We start from the raw sequence: 25,976 nt of genomic DNA on the forward strand, positions 1-25,976 counted from the left end.
TGGGGAGCAAAATCCAGATAGAAATCATCTAGATTATTAGTTAGCGGTAAAAAGATAAACAATAACTGTAAATGTATTGATTTCAAATTTAAAATTGCTGTTATGAGTACGTTTCCTCGATCTCAACTTGAGCATAAGCTCGATATAGTTGCTAGACAAGACAATCAACTACATCGAATTGCTGTGTGGCGTTCCTGTTTAGTCATTGGCTGTGCCATTAGCCTCTGTTTGATAGTTATTTCTCCATATTGGCAAATTAAACATGAATCTCAAATTCACATTACTGGCGACAAGTTAGTTAGTGAAAATACTGTTTTTACCGCTTTGGATTTATCTTATCCGAAATCTATTTGGTCCTTAAACGAATTGAATTTAACCCAAAAGATTGAGTCTGTTCCTTCAATTGCCACTGCCAAGCTAAATAAACAACTCCTTCCACCAGCTTTAATAATTTCTCTTCAAGAAAGAGTGCCTATTGCCTTAGCTTCATCTCAAGGAAATGTCGGTTTTTTGGATAGTCAGGGTGAATGGATTGCTCAGGAATTTTATGCTCATGTAAATACTGATTTTGCTCTACCCAAACTTAAGGTAATCAATTATCAGCCACAGTATCAAAAGTCATGGAGTAGTATTTATCAACTAATATCCCTCTACCCAGAACTAGAAATTGATGAAGTGCGGTGGAATCAGTCAGGTAGTTTATTTCTGCATACCAAACTGGGAATGGTATTTTTAGGCTCAGATTTATCAAGATTAAAACAGCAATTTAAAATCATGCTTAAATTGCGAAATTTACCAACTTATCTTGAACGCAGCAAAATTGCTTATATAGACTTAAGTAATCCTGAGATCAATCTAATTCAAAAGTACTAATAACAGTGAATTTTGAGAGTAACTACAGCAAAATATTGCTTAATATAAGTGTTTGCCCTGAGTTTTCTTGTCCCTTGGACTTCTTAATCAGTAATTCTTTGGAGGATAGTTAAATTTATATGTTTAATAATTACAAAAACTTTAATATTTTATACGGATTAAATTACTTGGATGATAATTAGTGGAGCCAAACTGCCAAGCTAAATTATATATAAGAAAACCTAAGCGGAAACTTTGATATATCCCCATGTCTTTAGAGAAAAAACTCGTTCATACCTTTAACAATGAAATTAACTATAATTCTGATTTATCCTTGGCTTTAGGAACTAATTCATTAGGAGGTGGAATGGGAATGCCTTTTAGAGGTAACAATAGTTCTCAGATTCCCAAAGAAGAAATTAGGAGTAATAAAATAGTGCCTAGTAATGTCGCCAAAATCAAAGTAATGGGAGTGGGCGGCGGTGGCTGCAATGCAGTTAACCGTATGATTGAAAGTCAAGTATCAGGAATTGAATTTTGGGCGATAAATACTGATGCTCAAGCTTTAAACAACGCTCAAGCTCCCCAAAAGTTGCAAATTGGACAAAAAATTACTAGGGGCTTGGGTGCGGGAGGTAATCCAGCTATTGGTCAAAAAGCGGCTGAAGAGTCACGAGATGAACTAGCCCATGCCTTAGAAAATACTGATTTAGTATTTATTACCGCTGGGATGGGAGGTGGTACGGGTACAGGAGCTGCTCCGATCGCGGCAGAAGTAGCCAAAGAGATGGGCTGTTTGACCGTGGGAGTTGTAACTCGTCCTTTTACTTTTGAAGGTAGAAGACGTACTAAACAGGCTGAAAAAGGAATAGATGCCTTTCGCAGTCGGGTTGATACCTTAATTGTAATCCCTAATAATCAGTTGTTGTCGGTTATTTCCCCGGAAACTCCCGTACAGGAGGCTTTTGGTGTTGCTGATGATGTCCTGCGTCAGGGTGTGCAAGGAATATCGGATATTATTACTATTCCTGGTTTAATCAACGTTGACTTTGCCGATGTTAGAGCAATTATGGCAGATGCTGGTTCAGCATTAATGGGAATTGGCATGGGGTCCGGAAAATCTCGTGCCAGAGAAGCAGCTATAGCTGCGGTCTCTTCTCCCTTACTTGAGGCATCGATCCATGGTGCCAAAGGCGTAGTAATAAATATTACGGGGGGTTACGATCTTACTCTGCATGAAGTAAATGCAGCAGCAGATAGTATCTATGAAGTGGTTGATGAGGATGCCAATATTATTTTTGGAGCCGTGATTGATGAGAGCATGGATGGAGAAGTGCGAATTACGGTCATTGCTACTGGTTTCGATGCCGAAGGAACAGAAGATTTTGAGCTAGAAGAACCTCAAGCAGAACCTAGAAGTGTTTTTCCCTCTATGAATGCCATGTCACAGCCAGACAGAAGTAGAACCAGAGAAAGCGATCGCAGTCGGATTGAAATTCCTGATTTTTTACAACGTCGACGTTTTCCTAAGAATTAAATTTACAGCGTAGATTTATGACTCAAATAGCTCTAACTATTGCTGGTTCTGATAGTGGCGGAGGGGCAGGAGTTCAAGCAGATTTGCGAACTTTTGCCCTTCATTGTATTCATGGAGCCAGTGCAATCACTTGTGTTACGGCTCAAAATACTGTCGGTGTAACTCAAGTTCAAGCAATGGATGCTGCGGTGGTTAGATCACAAATCGAGGCAGTTGGGACAGATTTTAAAATCAACTCCTTGAAGACAGGAATGTTATTAAACCGTGACATTATTGAAGTTGTTGCCCAACAAATACAGAAGTTTGCTTTTAAGCAATTAGTTGTCGATCCAGTTATGGTTTCTCGTACAGGAGTGCAGTTAATTGATGATGATGCGATCGCCAGTATACAAAACCTGCTGCTCCCTCAGGCGTTAATTATCACTCCTAATCTTTATGAGTCTCAAATTTTAAGTGGTTTGACTATAAATACTATTGAAGACTTAAAACAAGCTGCGGTCATAATTCAGGAAAGTTTCGGAAGTACTGTGGTTCTGGCAAAAGGTGGAGGACTATCAGGTAATGATCGAGGCAGAGACGTTTGGTACGACGGTACAGAAATCAGAACGTTATCAGAAAAAGTTATTAAAACTAAAAATACTCACGGTACAGGATGTACCCTTTCAGCAGCAATCTGTGCCAATTTAGCTTTAGGTAAAGACTTATGGTCGGCAGTAGTCGCTGCCAAAAAATACGTTACTAATGCTTTAGAACATTCTTTAGATATTGGTGCCGGGAATGGTCCAATAGGTCATTTTTTCCCTTTATTAACCTTAAATTCTCAAGCATAAAAACTTTGATATTTTTTTATATGTTTATTTAGGATTAAATCATTGAGATTAGCCACAGAAATTGAAGCAATTTTATACATCAAAGGAAGACCACTTTCTATCGAAGAAATCATTACCTGTCTCAATCACCAATCTACAGGACCGGGGAAAATATCAGAAGGCAAACCTTCACCAAAACTTAGTGAAGACTATCGTGAATTGATAGAGGATGCTTTGATCGAATTGATGAATGACTATGCCCATCGAGAAAGTGCCTTAGAAATACTGGAAACAGCAGCAGGTTATAGCTTACAACTAAAAAATGAGTATGAACATTTTCTTCAAGAACTAATACCGGCAGAACTAGGTAAAGGAGCACTAAGGACTTTGGCAGCAGTAGCTTTAAAAAACCCCATATTACAGACGGAACTGATTGACCTACGCGGTAGCAGTGCTTATCAACAGGTTGCTGAATTAGTAAAATTAGGCTTTATTCGCAAACGGGAACAGGTTGATGGTCGCTCCTATTGGTTAGAGGTGACTAATAAATTCCATCAATACTTTGAAATCAGTAATATGGCTATATCCTAGCTATTTTAACTTCTACTTTTCTCTAGCGGTTTTCACCATAATTGTGTCAAAGTAGAAGCAGCGTACATCCATATTTGGGTAACGAATGATATTTAACTTTGATTTTTTAAATTCTGAACAACAAGAGCAAAACTACAACACGCTGATGCAGTACTTGCGTCAGCAACACCCCGAGGTGCTGGCACAGATTGCCCAATCTGCTAGTCCAGATGTCAAACAGATAATTTCTCAAAACGTACAAGGGTTGGTGGGAATGCTACCAACTGGAGATTTTAACGTTAAAGTAACTACTGACCGAGAAAATCTAGCTCATCTTCTGGCTTCGGCTATGATGACCGGCTATTTTTTATGTCAGATGGAAAAGAGAATGGATTTAGAAGAAAGCCTAACTGATTCATCCTCTACTTCTAATCATTCTCTTACAGACGAATTACCCGAATCATAATCAAGTTAGAACAGAAATCACTACTGCTACGTTTTTTATGCTAATTGCTATCTAAAATAACTGCTATCTAAATCTTAAATAGTCTCCTGAATAAGAATGTGTGTCAGGTAATTCAAGTCAAGCTCTTAGGCTATTGACCGATGGATTTGATTGAAAAATATTTATTATCTAGCCCCCCTTAGAAAAAGTCAGCATAATTAAAACCGATAAAGCCATTCCAGGGCTAAGTAGAATAACTAGAGTCAATAATTCATTAGGTGTCATTTGCTTGGGTTCAGTTTTAGTAAGTTTAGAATCTTAAACGTTTATACCTGTTCAGATTAACTTTAAATCTACTCTTTACTAATTGAACTAAATATTTTATTAACAATATTAGTATCCTCTCCGCAGTTGATGCCGTAACCTGAGTTTAATCTGATATATTTCAGGTTTGTACTTTGGGGATTACTGTTAAAGCTCAGTCTCTACAGTCATAACTTTCAAGACTCAAGAAGATGGAGTGGTAAATCTGACAGCAAACTTTGCTAGAGGCAATAAATATAGCTTTTTTAGCTCCAAAATATAATAAAATACCTACTTGATAGCGAAAAGCTCATTATTTTTTCAAAGTTGATTCGTATATCTTAATAACTTAATTGACAAGGTAACTTAAGATATCTAAACAAATCACTATGCCATGGATCAAGAGTTATTAAATCTTAATAAATATCAGATGGATACCTATCTCTGGTAATCTGTGACTTGAGTGGGCATCAAGCTTTTGAAAAAAATTTATAAAAAAAATAAGCAATTAGGGAGGAAGACCTTGCTGGAAAATACCCTCGGTTTAGAAATCATTGAGGTAGTAGAACAAGCTGCCGTAGCCTCTGCTAAGTGGATGGGTAAAGGCGAAAAGGATACTGCTGATGAGGTAGCAGTAGAAGCGATGCGCGAGCGCATGAATAAGATTAATATGCGTGGTCGGATCGTAATCGGGGAAGGAGAACGAGATGATGCTCCCATGCTCTATATCGGTGAAGAAGTAGGTATTTGTACTCGTCCTGATGCTAAGAGCTATTGTAACCCAGACGAGCTGATTGAGATTGATATTGCTGTCGATCCGTGTGAGGGAACTAATTTGGTTGCCTATGGACAAAATGGTTCTATGGCAGTGTTGGCGATCTCTGAAAAAGGCGGATTGTTTGCAGCACCAGACTTTTACATGAAGAAATTAGCAGCACCACCAGCCGCTAGAGGTCATGTAGACATCAATAAATCTGCTACCGAAAACCTAAGAATTCTGGCTGACTGTCTCAACCGCTCTGTTGAAGAACTGGTAGTAGTAGTCATGGATCGTTCTCGTCACAATGATCTGATTAAAGAAATTCGTGACGCTGGCGCGCGAGTTAGATTAATCAGCGACGGTGATGTATCTGCTGCTATTTCTTGTGCTTTCTCTGGTACAAACATTCACGCCTTGATGGGTATCGGGGCTGCACCTGAAGGAGTAATTTCCGCTGCTGCAATGCGTTGTTTGGGGGGACATTTCCAAGGACAATTGATCTACGACCCTGCCGTGGTTAAGACTGGTCTAATTGGTGAAAGTAAAGAAAGCAATCTGGCAAGATTAGCCGAAATGGGTATCAACGATCCAGACAAAGTATACAACGCGGAAGAATTGGCTGCTGGCGAAACGGTTTTATTTGCTGCTTGTGGTATTACTCCAGGAACTTTAATGAATGGTGTTCGTTTCTTTAAAGGCGGTGCCAGAACTCAAAGTCTGGTAATTTCCTCACAGTCTATGACTGCACGCTTTGTTGATACAGTGCATATGTTTGACCAACCTAAGTCTTTACAATTAAACTAAACTTTAAGTATTAATGTAAATAAGTGCAGGGAATTAATTGTCAACAACTCCGATTTAGGATCTAGAGACTAGATTGAGAAACTAGGCAATTTTGCCCTGTGAGATTAGTACTGTCAGAATATATGATTTTCTCAAGTCAAAGGCATGAAGTAAAAGGAAAAACTTTTGCTTTTGCCTTTTTCTTGACAATTTTTGAATAGAAAGCTTTGTTGATAGGTAATTTTAGAGTATAGAGAACCTTTTGCTTTGATTCATATTTTAAGCAATTTAGTTGAAGCAAAATTTGCCAAAAAAAATGAATATTGTTGTTGTTGGTTTAAGTCACAAAACTGCTTCTGTGGAAGTAAGGGAAAAATTGAGTATCCCAGAAGCTCAAATCGAGGAGGCGATCGCCACGCTGCGTAGCTATCCCCATATCCAAGAAATAGCCATTATTAGTACCTGTAATCGTCTAGAGATTTATGGTGTTGCTACAAATATTGAGCAAGGGGTTAAAGAAATTAGTCAGTTCTTGGCTGATAAAGCTCAGATGCTTCTGAGGCAACTTCGTCCTAATCTGTTTACTCTTCTTAGGGAAGATGCTCTGCGTCATTTGATGCGGGTTTCTGCTGGGCTAGAAAGTTTAGTCTTAGGGGAAGGACAAATCTTAGCTCAGGTTAAAAACACTCATAAACTAGGACAAAAATATAAAGGTTTAGGACGATTATTAGACCGTTTGTTTAAACAGGCTATTTCTACGGGAAAAAGAGTTCGTAGTGAAACCAGTATTGGGACAGGAGCAGTTTCGATTAGTTCTGCTGCCGTGGAGTTAGTTTACACCAAGGTTGAAAATCTTCCTTCCTATAGCATTACGATCATTGGCGCTGGTAAGATGGCTTGCCTACTAGTCAAGCATATGCTTTCTAAGGGCGTAACCAATATTTCCATTGTCAATCGTTCTCATAGACGGGCGCAAAAACTCTGTGATAAGTTTGCCAAAGCAAATCTAAAAATTTATCCCATTAGCGAGATGATGGAAGCGATCGCTACATCTGATCTTGTCTTTACTAGTACAGGGGCAACTGAACCGATATTACATCGGGAAAAATTAGAAGCTCATCTTGTCTTAGATAAACCCCTCATGCTAGTGGATATTTCTGTACCCCGTAATATTGCGGCGGATGTCAATGATATTGGCTGTGTTAATGCTTTCAATGTTGACGATCTTAAAGCAGTGGTGGCAGCAAATCATGAAAGTCGTCGCCGAATGGCACAAGAAGCTGAAGGGATTATTGAAGAGGAAGTTGCTAACTATATTTTATGGTGGCGATCGCTGGAAACTGTTCCCACTATTAGCTGTTTGCGAAGCAAAGTAGAAAATATTCGCGAGCAAGAAATGGAAAAAGCTCTATCCCGTCTTGGTTCTGAGTTTGCCGAAAAGCATCAAGAAGTAATTGAGGCCTTGACCAGAGGAATTGTCAACAAAATTCTTCACGAACCGATGGTGCAGTTAAGAGCTCAACAAGATATCGAGGCTCGTCGTCATTGTTTACGTTCTTTACAAATGTTGTTTGATTTGGATACAGAAGAACAATATAGTTAATTTCTACTAGGTTGAAAATTTTTATCGAAAAAACGCGGCTCATTAATTTTTTTGAGTCGCGCTTTTTATGTCAATATTTTGACCAATCGGTTTTTCCTGATTTAGCATTATGCTGTCGAACAAAGCGAGTTTTAATTTTTTCGATCTACTTCTTGCGACTCCAATTCCCAATTGTAATTTTCAATTAATTGAGTAAAATCGAAATTTAAAAAGCTAAAGAAGATTCCGATTATTCCTAACGCCAATAAAAATAAGATTAAGGTAACTTTGATTTCTGAGTTAAAAATTGCAGAGTTAGACCAGAATTTTTTGGTTGGTTGATTTTCAACAGATCTGGGAATTAGTACCAACTGGGAATGTAAGGCTTGCAGCATTTCTTCTGCACTAGCAAAGCGAGCTTGAGGACTGGGGCAAATCGCCCGATCAATTATTCTTACAAGGTTAGTTTTTAACTCAGAAGCCTCACCTTGCCACATCATTCGATTAATGGAGTAGTCAAATTCTAATTCTGAGGGAGTTTTTGCTGTCAACATGAAAATTGCAGTTAATCCCAAACTGTAAAGATCGCTTGCATAGACAGATTTGCCTCGTTCTTGTTCTGGAGGAATGTACTCCTTTTGTTTTGCTAAGACATAAAAGCTATTCTGAATTACACTTATTTTTTCTTTTGCCAATTCTTTAACACCACTAAAATAGATTGGTACGGGAACTAAATTTCTCCCTCTAAGCTTTCCCAGCCAATCAACCTGGCGTAAAACAATACTACTCGGCTTAAGATCGCGATAAACAATACCATAGCTATGAATATATTTCAAAACAGATAAAATACTGCTCAAAACATTTTTGACTTCAGTTTCTGCTAATCTGCCTTGTTGCCGTATTTTTTGTTCTAACGTAATGCCTGGAATCCATTCTCGAACTAAGTAAAAATCTTCTCCATCCATAAAATACTCATAAAGTCGAGGAATTTGGCAACTATCTCCACTTAAACGCTTGAGAACACTAGCCTCTTGGTAAAAACCTAGTTTAGTAGCTTGTCCTTGAAGATTACCTAAAATTGGTCTAAATTTTTTAATTACATAGCGACGATGAGACAGCAATCTGTGATCTTGCGCTAAAAAAGTTTCGCTAAACTTATCTTGACCAAGGGTTTTTAGAATACGGTAGTTACTACTAAATAATTTACCGTTCATTTAAGGTATTGATATTATTTACACAAAAATACTTTTTAAGTTTAGTAGACGTAAATTATCGATTCTATAAAACAGAATACAAAGTTTCATTGTAGTCTTTCTAGAACATGATACTATCGGGCTTAAAATCCTCACCTAGTCGTCTTCAGCTTCAACAACTATGGTTCGATAAACAGCATCATACTCTGATTGCTGTTTTAGCATCCCCCGCGAGAAGCCCCACACCATAGCCCCAAGGATGCAGGGTTTGGTATCGGGATGGCAATAGCTTTAAGCGGGGTTCCCCCGCCAACGCTTTGCCGCATGAATCGTGGGCTGGCATTTTGTTTATAACTGGTTAAGTTGATATTCATGTAATCTTTATATAGCAAGGGTTTCAGTTGTTGTAAGATAGTTCTAGAGCGTATGAATGGGATGCCAATATCCGAACATCGGTAGTAAAACAAAAAACTAAAATTGGCAGCACCTTGAAAATCAAACATATAGGGTTACAGCTAAGAAATAGTCTCGATTGGAGACTCGGTAGCTGTGTAAAATGTTTGCCGTAATAAGCGAAAAATGCGGTCTTGGGGGTTTCCCCCATGAGCAATTTTTGTAAGAAGGAGACATTCTAAAAACTGTACGCACGGACTATGCGGAACGGAAACTGCCTGGGCAATCGATCTGTCGGGGGTGTGATTTTTTTCATATCTAGATAAGTGGTGCAAGATCTTGAAAGAGAAAACAACCAGGAAAACCTAGTCGTGAGTCTAGGGAAGCCCAGACTGTATTGCGAAGCAATCAGTCTGGGAGGAGGTCACTTGACCATATCTAAGTTCCCAAACTCCATTATCGAGGTCGGCAGTAAGTTTCTTGATCCCCAACTCAAGTTCGTCTAGTGGCATTTTAGAGAAAGTAGAAATTCCGTTACGGACATCTGGATTTAAATAAATTTCTGGTTTGCACCATCCCGCAGCAGCAAATAAATCCTTCAAATCAGCAGGGAGTAAAAAAGGAAGCACTTTCACCTTTTTTTGAGTAATTCGATGAATATTTTTGGCGATCTTCTGAAGGGAGGTGGCTTCGCCAATCGCTTTGGTGTCAGGAAAAGTCTCCAAAGTATCACGAATAAAGTAGGGAAAATAATCAGTTAACCAAAAATCGGCAATTTTACTTTGTTCAAAGGCAAAAATGACAATCTTGCCGTTTGCCACAATGCGATTAATTTCTCTAATTCCTGCAGTTAGGTCACTAAAATGGTGTAGAGCCAACATAACTATTGCTCCATCAACAGCATTATCGGCTAAGGGAATTTTCTCCGCTACAGCAGTGATCCAAGTAACTTGAGGATGAGGCTTTGCTTGAGTTTGCATCATTTCTGATGGTTCGATCGCTATAACTTGATATCCAAGATTAGCGATCGCACCTGTATAATTTCCCGTTCCTGCACCAACATCAGCAATCACTTTTTCAGGGGGTAAATCTAACAAGTTAACTAATTGCTCAACTATTCTCGGATCTGCCTGGCGGGTGCAATTGTATCCTTGACCAATAGAATTGTATAAAGTCATTTAGCTATTTGCAATTAATTTTTTTTCGATTTACTTTAATTAATTTTACATTTACCTATCAGATTAGTTTATAACTTCTTTAGCTCCTTATCTGTTGCCAAGAGATTATCAATACAGTATAAACTTAGTTAATATTTTTATTAACTAAGTTTATACTGTAAAAGTTGTATATAAAGTAAATTTTATTACCTGATAATTGGATTGAATACGTAGAAAATAAAATTGTTGTTGTATCGGGTTTATTCGGCAAATTTTACTATAATTAAGGTAAAAAATACTTTTAAGACGTTCTCAAAAGTGATTATTAAGACATTGATAAATGTATAATGATCGAGCATCATCTAGTTTTTAGCCTGTTAAAAAAAACTTAACATTACTCGGATTAACTACTTGATAACTGACTGGTGCCAACAATAATAGTTTTTAAGCTATTCGTAAAATAGACAACATTTTTCAATTAAAAATTCTGTATCAGAATTGACATAAAATACTCTTCTATAATTAGTGAAAATAAATAAAATGCTTACAAATTTTTTGAAGAAACGTCAAATACTTTTCTGAAACTTTAGAAAACTTGGAAATATCTATTTTGAATCTTTAAATACATTTAAAAATTATAGTTTTATACTTATTTATTAATGCGAAATATACAAGTTTAACTAGTTAAAATCATTAGTTATTGAGGTAATACTCTCTCTAGCTCGATGTTTAATAACTTAGTTAGATTTATTTTGCTCTGTCTACTTGTCTCAATGATATCTGGAGGATAAACGCAAATGACTTCTGATGAACAAATGCAAATGATATCTGACGAACAACTGGAAATACTTATTGATTTTTTTAACCTAAGGTTTGCTAGCCCCGGAAATGACTTCGTTATAGGATCGCCTGTCAGCGTTTTAAATAGCGATCCTGAAAACCCAATATTGGGAGACTTAATGGTTGGTCGTACTGGTAATGATGTTTTTCTTGCTGTTGATCCTGCTGCCGACAATCCAGGTCAAGGAGAATTAGATTTATTTGTCGGTGGTTTCGAAGAAACTGATGAACAAACTGACGGGGTTGGAACTAGTGTCAACCCTGATGAGGATACATTTCGTCTTGGGGACGCAAATAAAGTTTATTACCAGGGTTTAGGTGCAGAAGATTTCGCATTTATTACGGATTTCGACCCCGCAGAGGATACTATTCAGCTAAATGGCTCAGCTGATGATTACTTCTTGAGAGTAATTAATGTCAACTCTCTATTTGATGAGTTTTCCGAGTTTTCTGTTCTAGAAACTATGGTCGAAGAGATGGAAGCCGTAGTTCAAGAAATGGGAATCACAACTGTAACGGCTCTAATCCGAAGCAATAATCAAGATGAGATTGATGAAACCTCAACATCTCTTGATGATCCTGCATTGGATATCATCGGCATCGTTGCTGGAGATTTAAATCTCAATCTTGCAGAAAGCTATTTTGAATTTGTAGATACTCCTCCATCGTCAGATCCAGTGCTACCCCAGATCGAACAGTTTGGCACTCCAGGTATTGACTTTTCCTTTGGCATAGCGACTAGTAATGGTGGTGATATTGCTATCGACAGTAGCGGCGATCTCTATCAGGTAGGAGGAACCTCTCGTGACTTAGCCGCACCTAATGCTGGAGGAAATGATGTTTGGATATCTAAGTTTGACGAGGATGGCGACCAAATGTTCATCAACCAGTTTGGAACTTCCTCTGCTGAAACTGCTTTTAGTGTTGCGGTCGATAGCAACGACAATTTTTTTGCTTCGGGAGTCACTACTGGTGATTTGGGAGGAACAGCTGCTGGAGGAAATGATGCTTGGGTAGCCAAGTTTAACGAAAATGGTGAACAGCAATGGATTGAGCAGTTTGGCACTAGCGACCGTGATAATTCCTTTGGAAGTAGTCTAGCAGTCGACACTTCAGACAATGTTATTCAGGGAGGATATACTCTGGGTGACTTGGCAGGATCTAATGCAGGCGAGGGTCCCGATCCCTGGGTAATCAAGTTTGACAATGATGGAAACGAATTGTGGAGAAGGCAATTTGGAACACCTGAATTTGACGAATTATTCGGCGTTGCCACTGACAGTGAAGACAATATTTTCCTGACTGGTTGGACTATTGGAGACCTAGGAGGAACCAATGCCGGCTTATATGACACTTGGATAGCCAAGTACGATGAGGATGGGAATCAACTCTGGACTACCCAATTTGGTACCAGCGACTTTGATTTTGCTAGGGGTGCTGCCATTGACAGTGAGGGAAATTTCTATACTACCGGATTTACTCTAGGGGACCTAGAGGGTACTAATGAAGGGTTATATGACACTTGGGTAGCAAAGTACGACACCAATGGCAACCAATTGTGGATTGAACAGTTTGGTAGTGCTGGGTCTGATACCCCTTTTAGTATTGATATTAATGACAATGATGAGATTTTCATCGGAGGGGTTACGGATGGCTATTTCCCAGGAGATAATGCTGGAGGAGAAGATGCTTGGTCGGCTAAGCTTGACAGTAATGGCAATCTGCTGGAAGTTGTACAATTTGGAACAGCCGAGGATGAGCGTGCTCTAGATATTGCCACTGGTCATAATAACGATATATTCCTGAGCGGATATACAGAAGGTTCTCTCGGTGCATCTAATGCAGGGTCTATCGATGCTTGGTTGGCTCAACTCTCAGCAACAGATTTAGACTTAATAGGCTAAACTTTAACGATTATGGATTAATAGTGAGGTAGAGAATTTATTCTTTCTTCATTAAGCTAAAGTTCGCAGCACAGTGCTGCGAACTCTGTCAGAAAATAGAAGAGATTTGTCTATCTATCTACTTGTTTTCTAGATTCCTAATGGACTTTGAAATTGCTCATAGTAATTAGTAAATCTTTGGTTTACTAGCCCAGCATCGAGACCAAACTGCTCTGAAGAATAACGATGAACTCCATGTTTATGCTGAGGATTCCTAGATAACCATTGCTTCATATTTGTCTCTACTTGAATATTCCAATCGTAGTCAAAGAAATTATAAATCTGACGAGCAGTACCAACCGGATCGTGAATCAAGCTTCGATAACTGACATCATAAAAGCATTTCGAGTTCATTTGCTGACGAACTTCCATAGCTCGCTCGATACCATTTACTAGGCGATTCAACCAGTATTCTCCTAACTCTTCTAGATCGGTTTCATTGGTGAAGACATTTCGCACGATCGCCACCAAACTACACATTGAAGGCATTACTTCAAAAGGAGCTCGATGTGTCTGTACTATACAAGCGTCTGGAAATACTTCTAGTAGCGCATCAAGATGGAACAAATGAACGGGTTCCTTAAGAACCCAGCGTCCGCTCCAATGCCAGCCCAAAAGTTGCAATTGCTGTCGAAAATACTGATACTGTGCCACCATATCTTGAGTTTTGAGCCAGGCTCCGTAAGATGGAACACAAAATCGAAACTCAAACAGCATTGACGCAAACGAATGCTCAAATAACTGGTTGCCCTCTTCTGGAGCTTGGGCATCCAAAGCATGGGCTATTGCTAAGGCAGGGGCTAAGTTTTGCTGGCGTTGAATAAATTTACGAGCTATCTCTATGCGAGCATCGGTTTCAGCATTATACTTCTCTGGAGGCGGACAGGGATTATACAACTCCCAAAGATGCAACCAACGACAATTTGGATCTTGAGCTAAAAGCCGATGTAAGAAGGTCGTTCCTGTTCGCGGCAATCCGGTAATAAATAGCGGTTTCCGTATTGGAACTTGTAGAATTTCAGGATGATGCTTGAAAGTATCTTGAATTTTTAGCCGATTTACCAGCAGTTGCAGAAAGTATTTTCGCAGTATCAACCGTCCCATAAAGTTGAGATTAGCCTCTCTTTCTAGAGATTTTAGGAGAATTTGCAATGCTACCCGAAAATCTTCATTACCCCAGTCACTTAACTGAGATTGGTTTTGAGCAGTAGACAACAGTGAAGTTTCACTGAGATCTGCGAGAGGTACTCCGATTTGTCTTAATTTAGTCCCTCCCCAATCAAGCCAATTTGTCCACTGAGGTCGGGTATTCTTTTCTATAGTTGCTTGAGTAGAATTAGATGTCATAGTAATTCAAACCTGCTTATTTTTTGATGGGATAAAAAGCAAATGCTACTGCTGCCCCCAAGGCAAATAGTCCTGCCACCGGAAAGGCTATTTGTACTCCCCAAGGCTGTGCGGGAGTTTTGCCCAACATTAATAAGGCGCCTGCCAGCAGAGAACCGATTCCCACACTTATCTCTACCAATAAACCTCGGGCACCAAAATAAATAGCTTCCCGGCGCATTCCAAATTGTTTGGTATCGCGATCAATGACATCGGGTAACATGGCATTAGGTAAAATAAAAAAACTTGCAGCCCCTAAATTGCTAATTGCCAGCAGTGCTAACCAAGGTAGAAGTGCTGAGCCCACCAAAAATGGCCAAATTGCTACAGCTAAAAGTCCACCACCTAACCACACCATCGAAAGCTGGAAAGTATAACTTTTACCCCAACGTCGAGCCAAAGGAATTACCAGAGCAAATCCGCTCATTGTCCCGCCCAGAACCAAACCATTGACAACTGAGCCAAAACTAATATCTTTATTTAAGAGTGCTACCGCCAAAAAAGTAGAACTTACCGACAATATACTAATCGTAATCCAAGCTGAGGCAATCCCTGTCAGATAAATGCGGAAGCAATCATTTTGCCATCCAGATTTAAAAGACTTCCAGAAGGGAAGGTACTCTGGCTTAGATACAGTGACATCCTCGTGCACAATTAAAGGCATCAGCATGGTCACAAAACTGGCGCTTCCAATCATAATTGCCATCCTTGGAAAGCCATACTGCTGGGTTAACAAAGGGGCTGCGATTCCTCCGAAGGCACTTCCCAATAGACCAAAAGCCGCCATTAAAGAAGAAAGATTAATCCTTTGTTTGACCGTTGGGGCTAGTACAGGTAGCAAAGCTAAATAGGGAATTTGATAAGCTGCTAGTGCTAAATAAAATATACACAGCAATATTCCTAGATAAACTACATTGCCAATGCTGTTAGAGCCAAGGGGAGGAATAAATAGTAAGATAAAGCTGAGAGTTAAAGGCAAGACTGCGATAGCCAAGAAGGGTCGCCGCTTTCCCCAACGGCTCTGAAACCGATCTGAGCAATATCCGATCGCTGGTTGAGTTAAGGCACCGATAATACGACTGACAAACATGGCTATGCCTACGATGAGCGATGATACCAAAAATGGCAGATGACTAGAATTCGGTATTCCCGGATCGTAACGATAGATCAACATGGTTAACAAGGCTCTGTTGAGCGAAAGCAAACCAAAAAAACCAGTAATGTATGGCAGCCATTTTGTAACCAATATGGAAATTTTTATCATTAATTTAAAATGTTGATAGGCGATCCAATGACCGAGTCCTGAGCTGGACTAGCAAAGCTGGGTTTAAAAATTTCTAACAGAAAATCTAGTTGTTCTTCAGATATCATGTAGGCTGTTAAATTTTCTTTATCACTTTACACAGCTGCTTTTGGCACTTGGTTTTTATCGAAACCGTATTCTTCAAAAACAAATGACAGGTCATTGGCAATTTGCTCCTGGGTTAAGTCAAACTCCTCAAGAGACATAACCTTATGTTGGCGTTTATAGTTTTTCTGAATTTGAGCTTGGTTTTCGACTACCTGTCGCAACTGATCGCTGGGTTTAATTCCAGTAAAAGCTAGGATTTTGGCAAACGCATTGGGTAGGGATGAGCGCAATTCATCGTATTTCAAGATTAAGAGCCTATCTTCGGGAATTACTCTCTCTTGCCGCAGCTTGGAGAAGTAGCGATAAAGCTCGATGTCATAGCGATATCTTCTGTCTAGGTACAGCTTCAATTTATTTGGGGAAATCTTTTGAGTTATCTTTCGATGTTTGAGGGTATTGTAATTGAGAGAAAGGTGGGAAGAAATCGTAGCATAAGGCGATCGCACTAAATAAATAAACTTAGCATCGGGAAAAGTCTCTCGCAGAGTCTTAAGACGGTGAATCGAAAAATGTAAATGAGCGATTACCTGTTCATTTTGAGTGTAATATATTTGGCGCTGAAGACAGCTTTTGAGAAATCTAATCGAGAAGCAACGACGAGATTCTGGTTGTTTGTCGTGAAAGCGCAGCTCTGGATATTCACGAGTATCAAAACCTAAGGGAGATAAGGCAGTAACGAATTGAGTATCAAGTTGATGAAAGAATAAGAATTCATCGTGTTCTACTTGATCGAGAGCAAGTTCATGACCTACTTGAGCCGGAACGAGGATTCCCAGGTCTTTTTTGATTAAGTAATCAATTAGTGGTTTTAATAAAGTGCGTGCTGTAAGTGCTGGAAACAGAAGCTGCCACGTCTCGAAAGCTGCAAACTCCTTGGTCTGAGTTAATAAGCAATGTAAAAAGCTAGTTCCACTGCGGGGATTTCCAATAATGAAAATTGGTTCCTTGACTTGGACTTGGCGATATTGAGGAAAGAATATCCTATCTAAAAAAAGGGTTAGGTGTGTGAAAGCAAGAAAAAGCGGAAACAGAAATAACCATTGTAAAAAAGTTGTTTTCACTCCAAAATTTTTCCAGCAAGACTTCAAAATCGAAAAGTAAACTTTCAGCATTTTTTAGTTTTAAAATTCTCAACATTGCAACTTTCATTTGTGAGATTCGGATACGGCTGTTTCTCGAATGATTATGTCTTTGACATTTTGTCTGTTGGATAGCAATCGCTGATAGCCCGAGTAATTCATTACTGAAAAAAAGCAAAAACCAACTAAAAATGTTGCTGCACTAAAGAGCATTAAGTTATGAGTTAGGGGCAAGATCAGCAAAGCAGCGCCAAATTGGAGAATGATGGTAGTTAGTAAAAGATAGATAACAAAAAGATTTGAGCGATTAGCGATAAATTTCGCACCTAGGGGGGCGCCGATAACCACTACAGGCACAGATACCCACCAATAGCTCCAAGTCTCAGGCAAAACGGGCGTTGAGCTGAAGAAGACACGCCAACCAAAACCAACTAAGGCATTAACTGCCATTAGTACAACTGAGGTTGGAGTAGCAATTTTCTCATCAAGGCGGAATGCTAGTACTAGCAGCGAAAAGGTCAAGATATCCAGTCCGCTACCAGTGATGCCACTTACCATTCCTCCCACTAAACCGACAGCAATCAGCACCAGCATATCCTGTCTTTGAAAGCCGGAAATTCGCTTGTTAAGAACCCGTTGGCGATCGCGGTTCATCGAAAGCAGTGCTACACCAAAGCTTAACCATAGGGTCACAAAAAATAGCTTAGTTACCACAGGGGGCAGAAGCGGAGCGATATATTCGAGGCTGAACATGATTCCTAAGGCTCCCCCTAGGCTGGAAAACAGCAAAGCACGGGGTTCGATAGCAATGCGATTAACAAAAATCGCGATCGTAGCGGAAGTCATCCCCACCGACTGAATCATCAAAGAGAAATCTCTAGCTACCGCTGGCTCAATATCAAACATCAAAGTCATGACCGGAAATGCCACCGCACCACCCCCTTCGCTAGTTGAACCAGCGATAAAAGAGCCGACAGCCATGGTGACAGACATAAACCAATTATCGACAAACAAATGCCATTGGTTTCTGGCAACCATTAACAGCAGCCAAAATGACCAAACGAACAAGGGAACCAGAAGATCTAGCTTCTTAAATTTAAATTTCAATACACTCATAAAATTGACAGAGATCTGACTATTGATAGAAGTCTCGGGAAAATAAAATGTTTAGCGAATTTACGTTGTCATAGCTTCTATTTTCAAGACAGAGGTTTATAGAAGGAGTGCAGTCAAAGACTTAATTCGGGATTTAGAAAGTTTAAGCCTCTTAAAGAGGAGATAACTTTCAAAATGGGATACCCAATCAGGGCGCTTCCACCCCAAACTACTTGTAAAAACAAGAACAAAAATATTTCATGGGGGGTCTTGAGTTTCCAAATGTGCAGACCTTCACGTTCAATGACATCTAATGCTAATGGATTAGCATGGGGTCCACAGATGCGGAAGTGGGGGGCTGCAACACTTCCAAACAAAACACTCCAGAGCACGAGCGGTCGTTTGATTAATTTCCATAGAACAGGACGACAACCAATTAACTCGGCCAACTCATACATAAATGGCACGTAGGAGACAATTCCCGTAATGCGATCGCTGACAAGAGGCTTTAACTCAGCAGATTTCTTGGCATCTTTTTCAATTGTTGCCTTCATCTGTGCGGTTGAAGGAAGAGATAATCTACCACTGGCAATTCCAGCAAAATAACGAGCTTGTAGTTCGATAATAGGAGGCATCGCACCTATGTTGGGACGGGCAAAGCCTATAAAACCAATATTGGGGAGGTCTAGATGAAAGATTTTTTTATAGAGCTGGCGCCAATCCCACCCCTCATTCTCTATTGGTAAAAAGGGGAATTTAACTTTGAAACCACTACAAAAGATAACTGTATCCGCCTTTACTTTGCTCCCATCGCTAAAGACGATCCCGTCTGGATTGAATTGGTGAATTCCAGATTTGAGAGCAACATTAGGTTTTGTAAGGGCCTGCATGAATACATCCGATTTAGTTATGAATTGTTTGTGATAGCTACCTCCAGATAAATCGATCAGTTTTTGTCTGATCTGCCAGGATTTATATTTACGGTTGATAAAAGTTAACAAGTGTTGAATCGCAGTTTCGATACGGTCGTAAAGTACAGGTGGCAATTGATATGTGGTTCGGTGATGAAAGTAATCTCCGGGAAGAGTCATACGCTTGTCGAGTTTGGGCATAATAAACACTCCTCTTCTCAAACTAAGTGTCACCTTTGTCGCCACCTGAGAAAGTTCATTCACGAGATCGCCACCGCTTTCTCCACCGCCAACTACTACCACATGCTTACCGTGATAAGGGCTATTGTCTTTGTAGGTCGATGAGTGAACAATTTTTCCCTGGAATTCTGACATATTCTCAATGGCAGGCAACTCCTTTTCTTCATTTAGTCCCGTACAAACTGCCACAGAGTCAACTTCGTATTCATCTACGGCATCAGGTTTGACCACGCAAACGATCCACTTGTCTCCTTTACGCGATACAGATTTGACCGAAGCATTATAGATTATGTGCTTTTCAAGATCGAAGTGACGAGTATAAGCCAAGAGATATTCAAGGTACTGTTCGTGCTTTAAGAAGTGAGGATAGCGATCGGGCATGGGAAAGTCAGAGAATGCAGTTATATACTTTGAGGAACTCAGTTCGGTATTGCGAAATACGCTGACCCCTTGCTTGCGGAACTTCCAGTTTCCACCGATATGAGGAGAGGACTCGAAGGCCACAACCTCCATCCCTTCTTCTAGGCAGGACTTAATTGTTACTAAACCAGCAAGTCCAGCCCCGATAACGGCAACTTTTTTCTTATCCATAACTTTTTACCTAGACTAATAAAAATCTTGTCAATTAATTAATTTAAAAATCTAACTGGGGTTCGAGCAATTTACAGCCTGGTAAGCGATAAACCGCTTTAAAGAGGGGATAGCTGAGTATCCCACCAACGCCCCAAATTATTTGAAAAGCAAAAAACAAAAATTTTTCCTGAGGCGTTTTTAACTTTTGTAGGTGTAAGCCTTCCTGTGCGATAATCTCAAAGGCTTTGGGATCGGCATGAGGCCCACAAAGACGAAAATGAGGTGGTGCTACGGTACCAAACAAAACACTCCACAGCACTAACGGCCTGTTCAAAAGCTGTTTCAAAATTGGGCGACAGCCAATTAGCCCCGCTAGTTCGTACATGTAAGGAACAAATGAGACGATTGAAGTAACTCGTTCGCAAACTAGTGGTTTCAGTTTGGCAGTTTCCCGAGCATCTCGTTTGATAACTGACTCCATCTCAGCAAGAGATGGCAGCGATAATCTGCCACTAGCTACACCGGCAAAATAGCGCGACTGAAGCTCGGTAACGGGAGGGATAGCACCAATATTAGGACGTGCAAAGCCGATAAAACCGAGATTGGTTAGTTCAGGATGGAAGATATTTTTATATAGTTTGCGCCAATCCCATCCTCGACTCTCGATGGGGAGAAATGGGAAGAAAACCTTGAAGCCACTGGAGAAGATTACAGCCTCTGCTTTGACTTTGCTACCATCGGCAAACACCACACCATCAGTGTCAAACCTTTGAATTGCTGGCTTGAGGAATACATGTGGTTGGGCAAGGGCTGTTAAGAAAACGTCTGACTTGGTAATAAATTGTTGGTGGTAACTTCCTCCAGATAGCTCAATCAACTTTTGCCGAATCTGCCAAGCTTTTTGTCGGCGGTTGATAAAGTTGAAAAGATTTTGGAATAGAGTTTCTATGCGATCGTAAATTGCTGGAGGGAAGTGGTAAGTAGAGCGGTGATGGAAATAATCTCCCGGTAGTGTCATTGTCTTGTCAAGTTTAGGCATGACAAATACACCCCTCCTCAAACTCAGTGTTACCTCTTTGGCAACTTGAGATATTTCATTCAGAATATCTCCTCCACTTTCACCACCACCGACAATGACAACATTTTGCTCTCGGTATGGGATATTGTCTTTATAGGCAGATGAATGAACAATTTTTCCCTGAAAATTCTCTTGATTGGGAATCGCTGGGAGATTACGCTTTTCATTTAAACCCGTACAAACTGCTACTGCATCGAATTCACACCTACTAACCGTACCACCATGAGAAACATTAAGCAGCCATTTTCCCTCTTGTCGTTGCATGCGAGTCACTGTTGCTTCAAATTTAATGTGCCGTTGCAAATCGAAATGGCGAGCATAATCTAGCAAATAATCAAGATACTGTTCGTGCTTTAAAAAATGTGGGAAATTCTCTGGCATAGGAAAGTCAGAAAAGGCAGTTAGATACTTTGAGGAAGTTAATTCGGTATGCCGAAAGACGCTTACACCTCCCTCTTGGAAATGCCAGTTTCCCCCCAGCCGCTCGTTCTTCTCAAAGGCTATAACCTCCATTCCTTCCTCAAGACAAGACTTAATCGTTACTAAACCAGCAAGTCCAGCTCCGATGATGGCAACTTTCTTTTTTTCCATAACTTCTTACCTAAACTGAAATTACCAAAACTACATCCCAACCATGGCGATCGCTAAGTGGTTTTTGCGGCTTTAAAAAATCTGATGCCGGGGATGAAACGAGGCTTGTAGCCAAAAACATAAGCATAGTTAGTGTCTTCACTCAAAGCTCGTTCTTCAGCTTTTATTCGCTTACTCATTAACCAGGCGTTGGCGATGCTAAAAAAGATCGCGGTGAGATAGGCTGAATGGATTAGAGGTAAAGCCGCAATTTCGAGGATTACCCCCAGCCAATTGGGGTGTCGCAGATAACTATAAATACCAGAGTCAACCACTGGCTGATGAGGCAGAGTCATAATCGGAAGAGTCCAACGCTGTCCTAGCGATCGCATAGACAAATAGCGCAAAACCTGACCCGCTAGCGTTGCTAATAGCGCAGCAGCAGCTAAAACTGGGATAAAAGGACGCTCAAGCCACCAGACTTCTACAATCATCGCCATCCACCAACTCACTTGCAGCACTTTTACGGCACCTAAAAGGTTGTCATTATACTCTCGTCCTCCTTGAGCCAGGATATATGCAGCATTTTGCTTGCTATGGCGCAGCTCCAAAAGTCTCTGCAAGATAATAGCAGCAATAATTCCCATGAAGATCGATTTACTTAACACCAACTATTTCTCCTTGTGACTTGGTTGATTCTTCAAGTAGCCTGTTGTATCCAAAACGATCTTCACCACGAATTAAAGCTGCTCTCCAGTTGTCTAACTTAATTTTGCTCACACCTGCGATTGAATAACTGTGGCCTTCTGACAACATTTTTTGGCTATATAGGCGCGTACTTGTGGGAACGACCCGACCATTTACGCCCCATCGCCACTGGTTAGTTTGATTATCTAACGAGCCATGGATGGCCCGCTCGCTAAAGATATAAAATTGTCCTGCCTTCATTTCAATGGCCTTAATATTGTCGGAATGGATCGGATAATCAATTTCGATTTGGAGATTGCCAAATCGACCTTTTCCATTACCAGCTTTACTGGGGTCAAATATTTCAAACTTAATCGGATAGATTTTTTGGCTGGAGCCAGAAACGACTGTCATGCATCCATTTTCTTTGGTGGCATCGGTAAGAGCAAACCAACAGGTTAACTGAAACAGGTCTTCAACATCGGGAGGATTGACAACCGATTCTACTCGATTATCAAGCAGGTAGGTACTTGCTTGGTGAAATGGAGTTCCAGGACTCTTAGGTGCCTTGGGAAAAAATTGAGTACGCCAGAGCAAAAGATCGGGACCTAACAGTTGAGCACACCGCTCGGTTAGGGCTGGATGCTTAAACAAATTCAGCAAGATGGGATTATCCAGATAGCGATCGCGGAAGTTCATCCCCCTCATCGCAATCTTCTCATTACTCATTCGTTCATCAGCGGGTTGCGATTTATCTTTGGTTAGAATTTCATAGGCCCCTTGAGAGTAGGGATAAATTGGAGATTCTGTGTTTTCTATCTGCTCGATGAAAAGATCTTTCACCGATTTTGCCTCTTCCGGAGACATTATGGTAAAAGGACCGAGATAACCATGCTCATAAAAAAATCGAATATCCTCTTCAGAGAGACGGTATTTTTCATCCACCAAGACTTTTGGTTGATAAGCATTTGGTTCCCGCTGCTGACAATAATAGTCATAGTAAATTTTTTGTCCTCCGGACTTAAATGCCGTCAAAAACATTTGATCGTTCCACCCTATTGGTAAACGATCTCTCATTCTTTGAGGAAATAAACCCTGGAGAAATTTGAGTTTGACCAGAAGATAACTGAGAGCAATTTTGAGGCGAAATAAAAACTTATTACGTTTCATGGTCAGATTTTCCTTAATTGATAGTTTTGTCTCGTAACTTTTGAGAACGAGTTATTTAATAAAAGATATGAATAGGCCGATTACCTTAAACTGGATTGGCGACAGGTTGAGACATTTGTTGACGTAGACGTTGACCTTGTAAGATCATCCTCACCCCACCAGCAGGTATTAAAGTAATAGCTTGACGAATTGGTTTCACTGGTTTGTTATCTGCCAGCAACAGTCGATAACGAGAGAGGATTGTTGCTATAACTAGCTTCATTTCAAACATTGCCAATGCTGCTCCTAAACAACGACGGCTGCCGCCACCAAAAGGAATAAATTCATATGGGGAAAATTGATGCTCAATAAATCGCTCTGGCTGAAATTGTTTAGAATTTGGATATAAATCTTCACGATGGTGAGTCAAATATATACAACAGTGCAATGCAGTACCCGGTTGTATCTCGTAACCCATTAGTTCAAATGATTCTTTTACCATCCTGGGTCCGCTGATTGGCACCACTGGATAAATGCGCAGAGTTTCATTACATACAGCAGTTAGATAGGGGAGACGGAAAATATCCATTGGGTCTGGAGAGTCTCCTAGACGATCAATTTCCTTAAGCAATTTAGCTCTAATTTCGGGATGATAATGAATCCAGTACAACGCCCAAGCCATTGACGTAGCCGTAGTTTCATGTCCAGTCAACAGCAGAGTGATTAACTGATCTCGAATTTCTACATCGGACATTCGTTCTCCGTCCTCATCCCTTGCGAGCAGTAACATCGATAGGATATCTGTCCGCTCTGGGTCTGGTTTGGCTCGGCGCTCTTTGATTTCAGCATAGAGCAGTTGGTCAATCTGTTGACGTTTGTGTAAAAAGTTTTGCCAAGAGTTTAAAAAACCTAATTTTTTTTGGAGTGAAGGAGACAATAGCAGAAGGTTAAATATCTTAGATTGAAAAACCCCCGAATAATAGACCAACAATTCTTTTAGTATTTGATATCGCTCTCCTTCGGACAAGCCAAAGATCACTTCTAGAATCACTTCTAAGGAAATATCTTCCATGATTGCCCTTGCCGAAAAAATCTCGCCAGAAGATAATTCCTCGCTGACTTGCTGGGCAAGATTACAGATGGCTCTGCCATAAGCAGTCATTCTTTCGCCATGAAAAGAAGGCATCAGCAACTTTCTTTGGCGCAAATGATGCTTTGGATCTTGGAAAAGTAGTGATTCGTCACCAAAGACAGGACGCATCAAATTACCATCTGGAGCAGCATATTCACTCTTGACATCTTGGGTCATGATTTGCTGGATGGCTTGGGGGTGACTTACTAATACTTGAGTATTACCAACGGGAGTAATTTTGGCCTCAAAAATATCGGGAAACTTTTGAGCAGCCGCATCCATATAGCCGATCGGATCGCTACTCCACTGAATTTTTTGGACAAAACCGGGCGTTCTTGGACCTTTTAGTTGTTTCATTTTCTTAATTCCCTATCTACCACTGCAAAAGAATGACTTCTTGAGAAAAGCCAGGACCCATGGCGATCGCCAAACCATAGGAACCAGGAGGCGGTTGTTCTCCCGCCAAGGTGCGATCAAGGATGTAAAGCACTGTAGGCGATGAAATATTGCCAATTTTTGCTAAAGCATCACGACTTAGTTGTAAAGCTTGGTCGTCCAGGGCAAACTCATCTTCTACTGCATTGATAATCTTGGGACCACCAGGATGTACGAGCCAGCGAGAGATTTTATCTACTGCTAGATCGTGCTTGGCTAGCAGAGGGTCGATCGCCTGTCTTAGACCGACTTTGACATGATCGGCTACTTTAGGTCTGAGGATATTTCTCGTGCCAGTGTCAACCACATCCATCCCCATCAAATTGATGGTATCGGGAAGCATAATGGATCTGCTGTCAATTACCTGTGGTTGTCCAGGACAAGCAAGAGGATGATCGTCACCAACCATTAACACTGCTCCCGCACCGTCGCCAAACAAAGCCGCCGTAACAATTGTCATAATGATGTCACTGTACTGAGACGGATCTGTAGGTAGTTTCTTAATCATTGAATTCAAATCTCGTTGCAAAGAACCTTGCCAAAGTGCGGAGGAAGGTTCTGCTGCTACCAGAATTGCTGCTTCAGTGGGATGTCCCCGCAGGTATTCCGCAACCCTAGAGATACCAAAGGCTCCCCCTAAACAACCAACGCCACCAAGAGGCATTCGCTTGAGACTGGAAGAAAAGGGGAGTAGATTCATCAAGCGAGTATCGATGGCAGGAACCGCTGGAGCAAGGCTAACTGATGTAAGCTGAGAAATATCTTTTGGTTCGAGAGCTACCTTGTCAAGTAATTTGCTGATAGTTTCGCCAATTAAATTCACAGTAGCCTCGATCGCCTTACTAACACTTACTTCCATTCCTGGGGGGTCAAAAAAAGAATCAAGGGGCAACATAAAGTAGCGACCATCAATCGCCACATTAGTAAAGAAGCGATCAATAATCTCAAGATCGAAATCCAGATCCATCGCCAAAAAGTACTTTCTTAGAGCGTTTGCTAGTACTTCCTGAGGATAATAATGGGTCGGAAAGCCAATCGATGTAGCAACAATAAAAGCCATAGT

General features: G+C 40.4%; 21 protein-coding genes. 8 read left to right on the forward strand and 13 right to left on the reverse strand.

Features of this window, described 5'->3' with window-relative positions; all coding sequences use genetic code 11:
- Window positions 1-102 precede the first annotated feature (102 nt).
- From PLEUR7319_RS0105930 to PLEUR7319_RS0105960, 7 genes are all read left to right on the forward strand, one after another.
- Complete coding sequence (locus tag PLEUR7319_RS0105930) at window positions 103-873, forward strand: cell division protein FtsQ/DivIB (protein WP_019504284.1); 771 nt, start codon at window positions 103-105, stop codon at window positions 871-873.
- Window positions 874-1,219: 346 nt separating this feature from the next.
- Window positions 1,220-2,389, forward strand: a complete 1,170-nt coding sequence (gene ftsZ / locus PLEUR7319_RS0105935; RefSeq protein WP_371265393.1) for a cell division protein FtsZ — start codon at window positions 1,220-1,222, stop codon at window positions 2,387-2,389.
- Window positions 2,390-2,406: 17 nt separating this feature from the next.
- Window positions 2,407-3,219, forward strand: coding sequence for a bifunctional hydroxymethylpyrimidine kinase/phosphomethylpyrimidine kinase (gene thiD / locus PLEUR7319_RS0105940; RefSeq protein WP_019504286.1), 813 nt, complete (start codon window positions 2,407-2,409; stop codon window positions 3,217-3,219).
- A 42-nt stretch (window positions 3,220-3,261) separates the two neighbouring features.
- Window positions 3,262-3,789 carry an SMC-Scp complex subunit ScpB gene (scpB, locus tag PLEUR7319_RS0105945; protein WP_019504287.1) on the forward strand — a complete coding sequence of 176 codons (528 nt, stop codon included), beginning with the start codon at window positions 3,262-3,264 and terminating at the stop codon, window positions 3,787-3,789.
- Window positions 3,790-3,874: 85 nt separating this feature from the next.
- The gene (locus PLEUR7319_RS0105950; RefSeq protein WP_019504288.1) at window positions 3,875-4,234 is read left to right on the forward strand and encodes a DUF760 domain-containing protein; all 360 of its coding nucleotides are present in this window, start codon (window positions 3,875-3,877) and stop codon (window positions 4,232-4,234) included.
- 808 nt (window positions 4,235-5,042) lie between these two features.
- Window positions 5,043-6,080: a class II fructose-bisphosphatase gene (gene glpX / locus PLEUR7319_RS0105955; protein WP_026102339.1), complete on the forward strand. Its 1,038-nt coding sequence runs from the start codon at window positions 5,043-5,045 to the stop codon at window positions 6,078-6,080.
- Window positions 6,081-6,375: 295 nt separating this feature from the next.
- Window positions 6,376-7,662 (forward strand): glutamyl-tRNA reductase, encoded by a 1,287-nt coding sequence (locus PLEUR7319_RS0105960; RefSeq protein ID WP_019504290.1) that lies wholly within the window; start codon window positions 6,376-6,378, stop codon window positions 7,660-7,662.
- 131 nt (window positions 7,663-7,793) lie between these two features.
- Here PLEUR7319_RS0105960 and PLEUR7319_RS34420 read toward each other — a convergent pair whose 3' ends face one another.
- The 3 genes from PLEUR7319_RS34420 to PLEUR7319_RS34425 form a co-directional block, all read right to left on the reverse strand.
- Complete coding sequence (locus PLEUR7319_RS34420) at window positions 7,794-8,855, reverse strand: serine/threonine-protein kinase (RefSeq protein ID WP_019504291.1); 1,062 nt, start codon at window positions 8,853-8,855, stop codon at window positions 7,794-7,796.
- Window positions 8,856-9,033: 178 nt separating this feature from the next.
- Window positions 9,034-9,177: a hypothetical protein gene (locus PLEUR7319_RS42530; RefSeq protein ID WP_237743526.1), complete on the reverse strand. Its 144-nt coding sequence runs from the start codon at window positions 9,175-9,177 to the stop codon at window positions 9,034-9,036.
- A 427-nt stretch (window positions 9,178-9,604) separates the two neighbouring features.
- Window positions 9,605-10,405, reverse strand: coding sequence for a class I SAM-dependent methyltransferase (locus PLEUR7319_RS34425; protein ID WP_019504292.1), 801 nt, complete (start codon window positions 10,403-10,405; stop codon window positions 9,605-9,607).
- Window positions 10,406-11,181: 776 nt separating this feature from the next.
- On the opposite strand from PLEUR7319_RS34425, the gene PLEUR7319_RS37850 reads away from it, so the two are divergent.
- The gene (locus PLEUR7319_RS37850) at window positions 11,182-13,128 is read left to right on the forward strand and encodes an SBBP repeat-containing protein (protein ID WP_019504293.1); all 1,947 of its coding nucleotides are present in this window, start codon (window positions 11,182-11,184) and stop codon (window positions 13,126-13,128) included.
- Between the two features lie 129 nt (window positions 13,129-13,257).
- On the opposite strand, the gene PLEUR7319_RS0105980 is transcribed toward PLEUR7319_RS37850, so the two are convergent.
- From PLEUR7319_RS0105980 to PLEUR7319_RS0106030, 10 genes are all read right to left on the reverse strand, one after another.
- Window positions 13,258-14,514 (reverse strand): sulfotransferase, encoded by a 1,257-nt coding sequence (locus PLEUR7319_RS0105980; RefSeq protein WP_019504294.1) that lies wholly within the window; start codon window positions 14,512-14,514, stop codon window positions 13,258-13,260.
- 16 nt (window positions 14,515-14,530) lie between these two features.
- Entirely contained in the window at window positions 14,531-15,817 is a 1,287-nt protein-coding gene (locus PLEUR7319_RS0105985; RefSeq protein WP_019504295.1) for an MFS transporter, read from the reverse strand.
- A 134-nt stretch (window positions 15,818-15,951) separates the two neighbouring features.
- The gene (locus tag PLEUR7319_RS0105995) at window positions 15,952-17,025 is read right to left on the reverse strand and encodes a sulfotransferase (RefSeq protein WP_202804221.1); all 1,074 of its coding nucleotides are present in this window, start codon (window positions 17,023-17,025) and stop codon (window positions 15,952-15,954) included.
- Window positions 17,026-17,109: 84 nt separating this feature from the next.
- Window positions 17,110-18,159, reverse strand: coding sequence for a sulfite exporter TauE/SafE family protein (locus tag PLEUR7319_RS0106000; protein WP_019504298.1), 1,050 nt, complete (start codon window positions 18,157-18,159; stop codon window positions 17,110-17,112).
- Between the two features lie 113 nt (window positions 18,160-18,272).
- Entirely contained in the window at window positions 18,273-19,880 is a 1,608-nt protein-coding gene (locus PLEUR7319_RS0106005; protein ID WP_019504299.1) for an NAD(P)-binding domain-containing protein, read from the reverse strand.
- Between the two features lie 43 nt (window positions 19,881-19,923).
- On the reverse strand, window positions 19,924-21,531 hold the full coding sequence (locus tag PLEUR7319_RS0106010; RefSeq protein ID WP_019504300.1) for an NAD(P)-binding domain-containing protein: 1,608 nt from the start codon (window positions 21,529-21,531) through the stop codon (window positions 19,924-19,926).
- 53 nt (window positions 21,532-21,584) lie between these two features.
- Window positions 21,585-22,178, reverse strand: coding sequence for an isoprenylcysteine carboxyl methyltransferase family protein (locus PLEUR7319_RS0106015; protein WP_051044399.1), 594 nt, complete (start codon window positions 22,176-22,178; stop codon window positions 21,585-21,587).
- Window positions 22,168-23,367, reverse strand: a complete 1,200-nt coding sequence (locus PLEUR7319_RS0106020) for a phytanoyl-CoA dioxygenase family protein (RefSeq protein ID WP_019504302.1) — start codon at window positions 23,365-23,367, stop codon at window positions 22,168-22,170. The genes PLEUR7319_RS0106015 and PLEUR7319_RS0106020 overlap by 11 nt, the downstream gene beginning before the upstream one ends.
- Before the next feature lie 85 nt (window positions 23,368-23,452).
- Complete coding sequence (locus PLEUR7319_RS0106025) at window positions 23,453-24,835, reverse strand: cytochrome P450 (protein ID WP_019504303.1); 1,383 nt, start codon at window positions 24,833-24,835, stop codon at window positions 23,453-23,455.
- Window positions 24,836-24,851: 16 nt separating this feature from the next.
- Complete coding sequence (locus PLEUR7319_RS0106030; protein WP_019504304.1) at window positions 24,852-25,973, reverse strand: type III polyketide synthase; 1,122 nt, start codon at window positions 25,971-25,973, stop codon at window positions 24,852-24,854.
- Window positions 25,974-25,976 lie beyond the last annotated feature (3 nt).

The sequence above is a fragment of the Pleurocapsa sp. PCC 7319 genome, from assembly GCF_000332195.1.
In the GTDB taxonomy this organism is placed as follows: domain Bacteria; phylum Cyanobacteriota; class Cyanobacteriia; order Cyanobacteriales; family Xenococcaceae; genus Waterburya.